At 64.6% G+C, this 9902-nt stretch carries 13 protein-coding genes and 1 pseudogene; 6 read left to right on the forward strand and 8 right to left on the reverse strand.

Features of this window, described 5'->3' with window-relative positions; genetic code table 11:
- Positions 1-259, reverse strand: a 259-nt coding sequence (locus MOV75_RS15320; protein WP_247006109.1) for a YafY family protein, incomplete at its 3' end; no start/stop codon positions are given.
- 117 nt (positions 260-376) lie between these two features.
- Here MOV75_RS15320 and MOV75_RS15325 point away from each other — a divergent pair.
- Positions 377-1021: a glutathione S-transferase family protein gene (locus MOV75_RS15325; protein ID WP_247006114.1), complete on the forward strand. Its 645-nt coding sequence runs from the start codon at positions 377-379 to the stop codon at positions 1019-1021.
- A gap of 17 nt (positions 1022-1038) precedes the next feature.
- Positions 1039-1473, forward strand: a complete 435-nt coding sequence (locus MOV75_RS15330; RefSeq protein WP_246925465.1) for a DUF6157 family protein — start codon at positions 1039-1041, stop codon at positions 1471-1473.
- Here MOV75_RS15330 and MOV75_RS15335 read toward each other — a convergent pair whose 3' ends face one another.
- The 4 genes from MOV75_RS15335 to MOV75_RS15350 all read right to left on the reverse strand — a co-directional run bounded on the left by MOV75_RS15335 (position 1474) and on the right by MOV75_RS15350 (position 5528).
- Positions 1474-2259 carry an enoyl-CoA hydratase/isomerase family protein gene (locus MOV75_RS15335; protein ID WP_247006111.1) on the reverse strand — a complete coding sequence of 262 codons (786 nt, stop codon included), beginning with the start codon at positions 2257-2259 and terminating at the stop codon, positions 1474-1476.
- A 12-nt stretch (positions 2260-2271) separates the two neighbouring features.
- On the reverse strand, positions 2272-3378 hold the full coding sequence (locus tag MOV75_RS15340) for a cyclic nucleotide-gated ion channel (protein ID WP_247006112.1): 1107 nt from the start codon (positions 3376-3378) through the stop codon (positions 2272-2274).
- Between the two features lie 183 nt (positions 3379-3561).
- A complete protein-coding gene (locus tag MOV75_RS15345) occupies positions 3562-3780 on the reverse strand; it encodes a hypothetical protein (protein WP_246925471.1) in 219 nt (72 codons plus the stop codon).
- A gap of 302 nt (positions 3781-4082) precedes the next feature.
- Entirely contained in the window at positions 4083-5528 is a 1446-nt protein-coding gene (locus tag MOV75_RS15350; protein WP_246925473.1) for a TAXI family TRAP transporter solute-binding subunit, read from the reverse strand.
- A gap of 416 nt (positions 5529-5944) precedes the next feature.
- On the opposite strand from MOV75_RS15350, the gene MOV75_RS15355 reads away from it, so the two are divergent.
- On the forward strand, positions 5945-6292 hold the full coding sequence (locus MOV75_RS15355) for a DUF3307 domain-containing protein (protein ID WP_063994636.1): 348 nt from the start codon (positions 5945-5947) through the stop codon (positions 6290-6292).
- A 262-nt stretch (positions 6293-6554) separates the two neighbouring features.
- On the forward strand, positions 6555-6953 hold the full coding sequence (locus tag MOV75_RS15360) for a hypothetical protein (protein WP_246925475.1): 399 nt from the start codon (positions 6555-6557) through the stop codon (positions 6951-6953).
- Here the strand turns inward: MOV75_RS15360 and MOV75_RS15365 are convergent.
- Together MOV75_RS15365 and MOV75_RS15370 are read right to left on the reverse strand one after the other, a co-directional pair.
- Complete coding sequence (locus tag MOV75_RS15365; protein ID WP_246925496.1) at positions 6950-7273, reverse strand: YkgJ family cysteine cluster protein; 324 nt, start codon at positions 7271-7273, stop codon at positions 6950-6952. The genes MOV75_RS15360 and MOV75_RS15365 overlap by 4 nt on opposite strands.
- A gap of 16 nt (positions 7274-7289) precedes the next feature.
- Positions 7290-7988 carry a YafY family protein gene (locus MOV75_RS15370; protein WP_246925477.1) on the reverse strand — a complete coding sequence of 233 codons (699 nt, stop codon included), beginning with the start codon at positions 7986-7988 and terminating at the stop codon, positions 7290-7292.
- 112 nt (positions 7989-8100) lie between these two features.
- On the opposite strand from MOV75_RS15370, the gene MOV75_RS15375 reads away from it, so the two are divergent.
- Together MOV75_RS15375 and MOV75_RS15380 are read left to right on the forward strand one after the other, a co-directional pair.
- Entirely contained in the window at positions 8101-8376 is a 276-nt protein-coding gene (locus MOV75_RS15375; RefSeq protein ID WP_246925479.1) for a hypothetical protein, read from the forward strand.
- Between the two features lie 36 nt (positions 8377-8412).
- Positions 8413-9141, forward strand: a complete 729-nt coding sequence (locus MOV75_RS15380; protein WP_246925482.1) for a glutathione S-transferase family protein — start codon at positions 8413-8415, stop codon at positions 9139-9141.
- Between the two features lie 265 nt (positions 9142-9406).
- Here the strand turns inward: MOV75_RS15380 and MOV75_RS15385 are convergent.
- Positions 9407-9902 (reverse strand): annotated as a pseudogene (locus tag MOV75_RS15385) (branched-chain amino acid ABC transporter substrate-binding protein); the annotation flags it as partial.

The raw sequence follows: 9902 nt of genomic DNA on the forward strand, positions 1-9902 counted from the left end.
CCGGCAATCCGGCCAGGAACAGCGCGCCTGCCTCGATCTGCGACAGACCGTTCAGCCGCACGCGGTAGCCGTCGAGCAGGCGATAGCCGCCCTCCGCGCCGCGATCGGCGTAAACGGGAACGCCGGACGCGGCGAGCGCGTCGATGTCGCGATAGATCGTGCGCACCGACACCTCGCAGGCCTCCGCGAGTTCGGGCGCGGTGACCTGCCCCCTGGCCTGGAGGGTGGTGAGGATCGACAGCATCCGGCTCGCGCGCATGGTTCTTTAAATCATACCTGACACAGGATGTCAGGTATCGGCCTCTACAAGATGCGCCTAGTCAGACGACGCCCCAGGAGACCTGCCATGACCAGACCTGCTATGACCAGACCTGCCATGACCGATCCGAACCGCATCACGCTGTATTACTCGCCGCAAAGCCGCGCCACCGGCACGCGGGTGCTGCTGGAGGAACTGGGGGCGCCCTACGATCTCCACCTCCTCAACATGAAGGCTGGCGAGCAGCGTCAGCCCGCTTATCTCGCTATCAATCCGCTCGGCAAGGTCCCGGCGGTCCGTCATGGCGACGCCCTGGTGACCGAGCAGGTCGCGATCACCATCTTTCTCGCGGATCTGTTTCCGCAGGCAGGTCTGACGCCCGCTCTGAACGATCCGTTGCGGGGCCCTTATCTGCGCTGGATCGCCTATTACGGCTCATCCTTCGAGCCGGCGCTGATCGACAAATTCATGCAGCGCGAGCCGGCCCCCATCACGCATTCGCCCTATGCCGACTACGACACCATGCTCGGCGCGCTCGAAGCGCAGCTGTCGAAGGGGCCGTATCTGCTCGGCGAGCGGATGACGGCTGCCGATGTGCTGTGGGGCGTCGCATTCAGCTGGACCATGATGTTCGGCCTCGTGCCGAAAAAGGACGTGTTCGTGCGCTATGCCGAACGTATGACCGCGCGGCCCGCGTACCAGCGCATCAATGCGGCGGATGACGAGATGGCGGCGCAGCATGCTGCGGCCGTTGGGGGCTGAATGATACAAGGTGGCAGATGACGAAGCCGATGCACACGACCAACTGCTTCAACACCTTCATCCGGGTTGCCGAAGACTGTCCCGCGCGTACTGGCGAGGAGCCGCCGTTGCGCGGGGGAAAGCCCACGGTGGCGTGCCTGCAATACGTGATGATCGCCAAGGCACCCTACAAATACTCGTCCGACGACGTTATCTTCGCGACGTCTGCGCCCGGACGCGAGCTCGATGTGAAGGCGACCAAAGCGGAGAAGCATGCGGCCCGCGAAGCGTTCTTCTCTCGGGGGCAAGCGTGCATGAGGGCGTCGAGCCTGGGCAAGCGCTTCGGATGGGGCGTTCATGCCGATAGCGAGGGCCGGATCGCGATCTACGCCATCGACAGCAAACGCTATCAGGCGCTTGTCCGAGATCCCAAGCTCACGCAGGTGCGCGCGATGCGGTCGAAGCGGGCGTGATCAGAATTTTGGCGCTCGCTTCTCCGCGAACGCCTTGATGCCTTCCTTGATCTCATCGCCGCGCATGCTGTCGCGGTGGCGTTGGTCGGCGGCGCGATCATCGAGCTCGCCGCGGGCGAATTCGTTGATCGCACGCTTCATGCCGCGCATGGCCTGCGGCGCGTTGCCGGCGAGAATCGTGACGAGCCGGTTGACCTCCTCGTCGAGCGTCTCTTCCGGCACCATGGCGGTGAGATAGCCGATGCGCAGCATCTCCGGCGCGCTGATCTTTTGCGCGGTCAGGAACAGCTTCTTCGCATTGTCGACGCCAAGCCGGGTGACGTAGCGTTTGATGCCGCTCGGGTAATAATGCAGGCCGAGCCGCGCCGCCGGCATGAACATCTCGGCAGTGTCGACGCCGATGCGGAAATCGCAGGCGAGCGCGAGGTCGGTCGAGCCGCCGTAGACGCCGCCGTTGAGCCGGCAGATCGTCGGCACGCCCAAATCCTCCAGCCGGTTGACGACCACCTCGAAGGCGGAGCCCGCGCTCTGCTGCTCGTTTGCGCTGACGGCGCGCTCGGCGACCGAATTGAGATCATAACCGGCGGAGAAGACGCGGCCGGTGCCGGTCAGCACCAGCACGCGGATGGCGGGATCTGCCTCGACCTGGTCGAACAGTTTGACGAGCTCGTCAAGGTCCTCCGCCTGGAGCCGGTTGAGATGCTTGGGCCGGTTGAGGCGGATGGTGGCGCGCGCGCCGTCGCGTTCGAGCAGGGGGCCGGTGGCTGCGTCGGTGATGTCCGACATTCTTGTCTCCATTTAGCTGTTTTCGAGCGCGCGCCGTTTCGCCTCGGCGTCGATGGTCTCGGCGAGATCCGGGTGCCGTGCCATCAGCACGCGGAAGTCGACCAGGTCGAGCACCAGAAGCCGCGATACTTTCGTGGTCGAAACGTTGGCGCCGCGCTTGTTGTTGCCGAGCAGCGCCATCTCGCCGAAGAAGGCGCCTTCGCCGAGCTGAACCTTCTTGCCGGGCAGGTCGACCTCGACCTCGCCAGCGGCGATGAAATACATGCAATCGCCCTGCGCCCCCTTACGGATGATCATGGTGCGCGCCGGCAGCTCCATGGTCCGCAGCATGTGGGTGACGTCGGCAATCGCAGCGGGGCCGAGCGCCGCGAAGAACGGCACCTTGCTGACGGCCTCCCAGGTCTTGAGGAAATTGTCCCGCCGGGTCTCGGCGGCAAATCCGGTCGCCAGAATACCGGTCCAAAGGCCGAACACGCCGAGGCCGGAGATCATCACCGCGGCGGCCACCAAGCGCCCCAGCGGCGTGACCGGCACGACGTCGCCGTAGCCTGTCGTCGTCAGGGTCACCACCGCCCACCACAGCGCGGCGGGCACGCTGCCGAAGGTCTGCGGCTGCACGTCCCGCTCCAGGAAATATTCGGCGACGGAGGCGAGGAAGACCACCATCAGGAAGATCACGAGCACGCTCACCAGCGGCCCCGATTCCAGCACCAGCACGCGGCGAAGCTGCCGCAGGCCCGGAATGCCCGGAATGACCTTCAACACCCAGAGCACGCCGAGCAGCCAGGCCGTCCCGGGCTCGACGCCGAGAACCAGCGCGACCGGCACCGCCAGAGCTCCGATCGCGTCAACCAGCCCGGCAGAAGAGGACATGTAGAGCGAAAGCCGCCCCTGCTGCGTCATATGGCGCAGCCGGACCAGCCATTCGAAGATGAAATAGGCGAGGCACGCCCAGAGCAGGCCGTTGATCCAGCCGTGCGCCTCATGGGCCCGTTTGTCCGTCAGCAACACCATGCCGAGTACGCCGACGGTCACCGCGACATAGGCCGCCTTGGTCATGTTGCGGCCGGCCGTGGCGGCCATGAACTGGGCCATAGGAGAAATCAGCGGCTTGGACATGCGGGAAGGCGGCTCGGTCTCGAGATCGGTGTTGGGACAAAGTCTTCGGCGTCCCTTCTGGGACGTCGGCGCCAAGGTGCCCGCCCGGGCGGAGGCCGTCAACGACGGGGCGATGGGCGGCGGGTGATCGGCGCTGCTGCACCGAGACGCGCGGATCGGCGCGGTCATTGCTGGCGAGCTCGTCTACCTGAAATGTGGCGGCTCGTCGTAACCGCGGCGGCTGCTGAAGAACAACAGCACCATCAGTCCGACACCGACCAGGATGGAAAACCCCGCCCCGAGCGCCAGGGCCACATAGCCTTCCGTCGGGATCGGCTCACCTTCGACCGCCATTGCGGAATAGGCGAAATAGCCGGCCGCCGCCAGCATTCCCAGGAGGAGGATGATGAGGAGTGCACGCATGCTGCGGTCTCCGGGTGTAACCGATAGCCAACGGATGCAGATCGCGGCGGTTCCCTGGCCGGATATTGATCGGACTTTTGCGCGCCCCAACCTTGCTGGCAGGGCTCGCGCCTATGGCGTCGTCACGACCTCGGCCTCGTGCCCCGGACGCAGCGCAGCACGCAGTGATGCGCTGCAGAGCCGGGGCCCATTCAGCAACGCATGCTGCGGCTCCTGGGTCCCGGCTCTGCGCTGCATCGCCTTTGGCATTGCAGCTTGTCCGGGACAGGAGAGTGGTGGACGGCCTAACCGGCCTGGCTCCCTCAGGCGCTCTGGGCGGTCTTGACCACCACGACATTGCTGTCGTCGTGCTGGGCAGGGCTTTCGTCGCGCGCCGTCTTTTCGGTCTCGCCGGCATGACGTTTCAGATAGTCGCGGCGCATGCCGATCTCGTCGCGGACGAATTCGTAGCCGAGCTTGAAGGTGTCGAGCCCGTCGGTGCTGATCGTGCCGTCGCGCAGGCCGATGACGGCCCCGCGTAAAATGCCCTCCAGTTCGTCCTGGAGGCATTCGAGCTGATCCAGAGAGTGGGCGTGCTCGATCCGCTCGCCGATGTCGAGGATAGCGGTGGAGAGCTCGCTGGCCTTCTCTGGCGCGATGCGGGTGATCTTGGCGTAGATGGCAGCGAAGATCGAGCCGATGACGCTGAGCGCGGCGGCGCCCAGATACATCAGGTCGCTGTACTTATCCATGAACGATTTGGTGTCGTCGTTGATGTAGTCGGCCGCGCCCTGGTGCGCCATCACGAAGGCGTCCTTCTCGGTCGAGGCGGGCTCTATCCTGGTGGCAAAGCTGTTGTCGAGCCCGAGCGCTGATTTGTTCTCGTAGACGATGCGTGCGAGCTCACCTGCCGTGCTCGGGGACATCCTGGATTGCGTGACCAGCAGCCATTCGAGCCCGATCGTGTCGAGATCGTCGTCGGGAATTTGCGGCGAGGTCGACAGCGTGCCCGCCGTCAGCGTCTCGCTGGAAATGCCCGGGACTCTGCGCGCCAGCGCCTTGGCCTCGTCGATCGCGTTGAGCGTGAAGCCGCCGCGCTTGGCGACCTGCTCATAGGCCTTGTCCCGCACCGCCCTGGAGGCATGGACGATGACGATCACCGCGCCAAAGCCGTTTGACGGTGCAAACAGCTTGTCGAGCGTTGCGCCCTGCGGCGCCATCTGGATTTTCGCGGCGTCCGGACCGTCGGGGATGTCGAGGATGCTGCGCACGAAGGCGAGGGAGGACTCGTTCTCGGCGAGGACCGCGACCTTTTTCTTCTTCAACTCGGCGATCGACTTGATCTTCTTGTTGCCGGGACCGAGCAGAAGCACGAGATCGTGCTCGAGGATCGCGAGCGTGCGCGCCCGCAGCGGTACTTTGGCGTCGGTGCGCAGGACGGCAAGGTCAGCCTGCTTGCGGTCGAACTGTGCGAGCGCCTTGGCGTTGTCTGCGTTGTTGACGATCTTGATCCGGAAGCGCGAGGCGTTGGTCTTCAGCACGGTGGCGAGCTTGGCCGCGAACAGCGCCTCGTCGCTGTTGGGGGCGCCGACGGCAAAGGTCAGCGTTTCCGAATTGTGCAGCATGGCGCGGCCGACCCAGACGGTGGCGAGCGACAACAGCAGGGTCAGCACGACATAGAGGAAGACCTGCTGCTGATTGGTCTTGATCACCTTGGGGCGCCGGGCCGGCGGCTCCGTCGGTGATGAATTGGGGCCTTCAGTACTCATGGCAGCACTCTGGCCTTATTCTATCGGTGGCGGGCGGCTCGCGGATGTGATCGCGGCGGGCGCCCAGCAATTCGTAAACGCCTGAAAAAAGAACGATATTCTCTGCCGTCGATGATAGCGCGAAGGCAGCGGAAAGCAAATTTCGAGCCGTCGGTAACCCTACTCCACGCCGCCGCGGCGATTGGTCATCCTATCACCAGTTAGCCACACTTGGCGATTTTCCGGTTCCCCCCGGCTGCATTCGGCCGCGGGAGATGTCATAAATCGCACGTCCCGGCGATTTGACCGGTCCAAGAACCGGTCCAAGAAGAAGTTGCGCTGAACGCTCCAATTTTTCTTGTCACGTCAATGAGGGCGTTAGCTTGTCGTTTCCACCCATGTCATCGGCGATTCCGGTCGAAGCGCTCATTGGCTGGATGTTGCTGCTCACTTTCAAGCACATCATCGCCGATTTCGTCCTCCAGACCGCCTGGATGGCGCACGGCAAGGACCAGAAGCACGGTTGGGCCCTGCCGCTTCTGGTGCACTGCCTCGTTCACCTTGCGGTTGCGTTGCCGCTGATCCTGATCGTGGCGCCGAAATTCTGGTTTGTGGCCCTGATCGACTTCGTGATCCACATCACGATCGACCGCGCCAAGGGGTTCGTCTCGGCGAATTTCGGGGTCGATCTTGCGCATCCCTGGTTCTGGACCTTGATCGGCGTCGACCAGGCCCTCCACCATCTCACCGGCTTTGGCCTCTCCATCTTCATGGCGGCGAACTGAGGGCTGGCGGCCTCGCACGTTAGGCGGCGGCTAGTTCGTAGCCCGGATGGAGCGCGGCGTAATCCGGGGCCCGTGCCACGTACTGCGTCCTTCCCGGATTGCGCTGCGCTCCATCCGGGCTACGCAGCCCTTCAAGGGACTCGGTCGGGAGCCCCGCTGATTCGCGGCCAGGGCGCAACCACCCCGGGTGACTACCGGGCAGCGTGGTTAACCTTTCATTAGAGAATTGCACTGCATCTTCCGTGCCTGAGGGAGAACTGCAATGTTTTCAAGCCGCGATACCTTTGAAAGCGATTTCTGCCCGGTCCGCGACGAACTCCTTGGCGAGATGTATCGCGCCAGCGAAAGTGGCCTGCCGAGGCTGGTTGAGAGTGTTTCCCCTGACGCGCGCGCCAGGTTGGCGCTGTTCTGCTACCGCCGCAGCCATTTGCACTCGCTGGCGGTCGCGATCGCAGCGAGCTGCAACGAACGCGACCTGATCGAGAACGGCGGCCGCGTCGGTTCGACGCTCTATGCGTTGGCGCGCGAAGGCACGGCGAAATCCTCGCCGTCGTTGTCGGGCGGCCGCAAGCCGATCACGCTGTCGACCAAGCCCCTCTCGGTGCTCGCACCGCTCGAGGACGAATTCGACGACGAGATCAGCGAAGCCGTTCCGGCCTAAGCGGCCTCTATCACCGGCAGCCCGAACTTCCGCCGCGCCATCGCGCATTCGGCATCGCCCGGCATGCAGGTGCGGCACACCTCCGGCCGCATCGCATAGATGCCACACGCGGTCGCTTTCCCAATGTCCCCCTGCAAGGCCGAGCAGCGATCGCCCTCGCAACGCATGCCGGACTGGCGTTCGTTGACCAGCGTCTCCGGAATCGCGGCAAGCTCCTCGTCGCTTTCGATCGAGAAGCGCGGCCAGTTGGCCGAATAGCCGCAGCAAGCGCCGCAACTCTGGCAACAGCTCGACGGATCGGTGGGGGAGTTCTCTTCCATCATCGTCACGTGTTCTTCAAGTATCCTTGGGAGGGCCCCAGACCAGGCTCTGCCGCCATCTTGCGCGCAGCACGTCGCGTCGCTCCGGATATTTCTCGTCGAGATAGTTCGCCTCCACGACGCGGTCGGTGCGGAAGCTGCGGAAGTCGCTGCGCAGCTCACACCAGGCTGCGAGCAGCCGCACGGCTTCGAGATAGCCGACCGAGATCGGCCAGATCATGCGCTCGCTGGCGCGGCCATGCTCGTCGCGATAGCGCAGCATGATCTTCTTGCCTTCGTGAATCTGGGTGCGGGTGCGGACCATGTCCAGACGGTCCGGCTCCCTGTTCCAGCTTGGCCGCGCACGGCTCGCCGGCTCCAGCACAAAGGGACGCAGGCGCTCAGGCACGGTGTCGGCGATCTTGGCCATCAGATCTTCGGCGGCGCGTGCCAGTGCCGAATCGGCATGGCCGGCGACCCATTGTGCGCCCAGCACTGCCGCCTCGATCTCGTCGGGTGTCAGCATCAAGGGCGGCAGGTCGAAACCCTTTTCCAGGATGTAGCCCATGCCGGCTTCACCGCGGATCGGCACGCGCTGTCCGATCAGCGTGGCGATGTCGCGATAGATCGTGCGCTTGGAGGTTTCGAGCTCGGCCGCGATGGCGTCCGCCGTCAGCGGCTTACGCGTGCGCCTCAGCACCTGGATGATTTGAAACAGCCGATCGGCGCGTCTCATGAGGGGTCTCTTGTTGTGGTCTTTTCAGAAGGCGGCGCGCGGCTGCTGACAGGATGTTGGCAGCAGGGGGGTTCTATACCGGGACAACACATCGACTGAAGAGGATTTATCCATGATCATTCCAACCCATTTCGGCGCGGCCGTTCCGTTGTGGCGCGCCCAGCTTTGGCAGGCCCAGATTTGGCAAGCATTGGCGCTCAGCCGCCTCGTTTCGCTCGATCTCATGGCCGTTGACCTCCGATTGGCGTTCGCAAGCGTGGTGACACGCTCGCTGGTCCAGGCCGCGGACGCGCTGGTCCGCCATGTGATGGGCCGTGCCTGGCGGGGCGCCCGCTTCGCAGAAGATATCACGGCTGCTGCCACCATGGTGGCAGCAGCCGGTCGCTAGGTTCCGTCAACTTTCGAGAGGTTCAGGAGAGCTCGCATGATCACGCTTTATGGCTTTGGCACGGGCTTTGGCCTGCCGGAAATCAGTCCCTTCGTCACCAAGACGGAGGTGCAGCTCAAGATGGCGGGATTGCCCTACCGGAAGGAGCGGGCGATGCCGCCGGCCTCGCCCAAGGGGCAGCTGCCGTTCATCGACGACGGCGGTGAGGCGGTGGCCGATTCCACCTTCATCCGCGCCCATATCGAGCGGCGCTACGGCTTCGATTTCGACGCCGGCCTGTCGCTGGCCGAGCGTGCGCAGGCCTGGGCGTTCGAACGGATGATCGAGCACCATGTCTACTGGGGACTGGTCGGGGCGCGCTGGGTCGACCCGGTCAATTTCGCCAAGGGTCCCGCGCACTTCTTCGACGGCGCACCGGAGCACAACCGCGAGAAGCTGCGCGAGGATGCGCAATTCCGCGTCGCCGAGAACTATCTGCTCTCGGGCCTCGGCCGCCACGCGCCCGACGACGACGTCGACCTCGCCGTGCGCTCGCTGTTCGCACTGTCGGTGCAGCTCGGCGACAAGGCGTACCTGATGGGCAACAAGCCCTGCGGCGTCGATGCCACGGCCTTCGGTATGCTCGCCGGTGTCCTCTCGCCGTTCTTCGAATCGATCCTGCGCGAGCGTGCCGAGGGCTTTCCGAACCTCACGGCTTACGTCGACCGCATGATGGACGATTACTATCCCGAGTTCGCCTGGACCCCGCTGCGGCAGGCGGCTTAGGCTCAGTCTCGCCGAGAGCGCGGTGCAATCTCTCCCGCTTGCGGGAGAGGTCGGCGCGAAGCGCCGGGTGAGGGCTCTCTCGGCTGAGGGACTTTCTCGGCGAACATTCAGACAATCTTTACGCGGTGACACCCTCTCCCCAACCCTCTCCCGCAAGCGGGAGAGGGGGCGCAGCAAGACTGCGGCCCCAGCTCGCGCCTCATTGCCAAACAAAAGAGCCGGCCCATGGGGCCGGCTCTCGTCGTCTCGAGACTTTCGCTTGCTGTTACTTCACCAGCGTGTACTTGCCGTTCTTCACCGTGAGCAGGATGCGCGAGCGCTCGTCGAGGCCATAGCGGTCCTTTTCGGTGAAATTGTAGACGCCCTGGCTTGCCGCCAGCTCCCGCTCCGTCAGCAGCGCCTGGCGGATCGCTTCGCGGAATTCCGGCGTGCCGGGCTTTGCGGTCTTCAGCGCCGCCGGGATGATGCGCTTCAGAATCTCGAACGCATCGTAGGAGTGACCGGCGAACTGGCTGCGGCTGTTCGGGCCGTACTTGGCCTCATAGGCCGTGTTGAGCGCGAGGCCCGGCTTCTTGGTCGCGGCTTCATCCGGCTGGTCCTCGGGGTCCATCACCGGGCCCGCGGCCATCAGCACGCCTTCCGCCGCTTTGCCGGCGATGCGGATGAAGTCCATGCTGGCGGCGCCATGGGTCTGGTAGATCAGGCCCTGATAGCCGCGTTCGCGCAGCTCGGTCTGCGGCAGCGCGGCCGCGGTGCCGGAG

Origin of the sequence: Bradyrhizobium sp. PRIMUS42, from assembly GCF_023006515.1 — a bacterium.
Classification (GTDB): Bacteria; Pseudomonadota; Alphaproteobacteria; order Rhizobiales; family Xanthobacteraceae; genus Bradyrhizobium.

What these genes read in the sequence shown, in the direction of transcription:
- MOV75_RS15325 (WP_247006114.1), top strand. Translation starts at nt 377, where the DNA reads ATGACCGATCCGAACCGCATCACGCTGTATTACTCGCCGCAAAGCCGC.
- MOV75_RS15330 (WP_246925465.1), top strand. Translation starts at nt 1,039, where the DNA reads ATGACGAAGCCGATGCACACGACCAACTGCTTCAACACCTTCATCCGG.
- MOV75_RS15335 (WP_247006111.1), bottom strand. Translation starts at nt 2,259, where the DNA reads ATGTCGGACATCACCGACGCAGCCACCGGCCCCCTGCTCGAACGCGAC.
- MOV75_RS15340 (WP_247006112.1), bottom strand. Translation starts at nt 3,378, where the DNA reads ATGTCCAAGCCGCTGATTTCTCCTATGGCCCAGTTCATGGCCGCCACG.
- MOV75_RS15345 (WP_246925471.1), bottom strand. Translation starts at nt 3,780, where the DNA reads ATGCGTGCACTCCTCATCATCCTCCTCCTGGGAATGCTGGCGGCGGCC.
- MOV75_RS15350 (WP_246925473.1), bottom strand. Translation starts at nt 5,528, where the DNA reads ATGAGTACTGAAGGCCCCAATTCATCACCGACGGAGCCGCCGGCCCGG.
- MOV75_RS15355 (WP_063994636.1), top strand. Translation starts at nt 5,945, where the DNA reads ATGTTGCTGCTCACTTTCAAGCACATCATCGCCGATTTCGTCCTCCAG.
- MOV75_RS15360 (WP_246925475.1), top strand. Translation starts at nt 6,555, where the DNA reads ATGTTTTCAAGCCGCGATACCTTTGAAAGCGATTTCTGCCCGGTCCGC.
- MOV75_RS15365 (WP_246925496.1), bottom strand. Translation starts at nt 7,273, where the DNA reads ATGGAAGAGAACTCCCCCACCGATCCGTCGAGCTGTTGCCAGAGTTGC.
- MOV75_RS15370 (WP_246925477.1), bottom strand. Translation starts at nt 7,988, where the DNA reads ATGAGACGCGCCGATCGGCTGTTTCAAATCATCCAGGTGCTGAGGCGC.
- MOV75_RS15375 (WP_246925479.1), top strand. Translation starts at nt 8,101, where the DNA reads ATGATCATTCCAACCCATTTCGGCGCGGCCGTTCCGTTGTGGCGCGCC.
- MOV75_RS15380 (WP_246925482.1), top strand. Translation starts at nt 8,413, where the DNA reads ATGATCACGCTTTATGGCTTTGGCACGGGCTTTGGCCTGCCGGAAATC.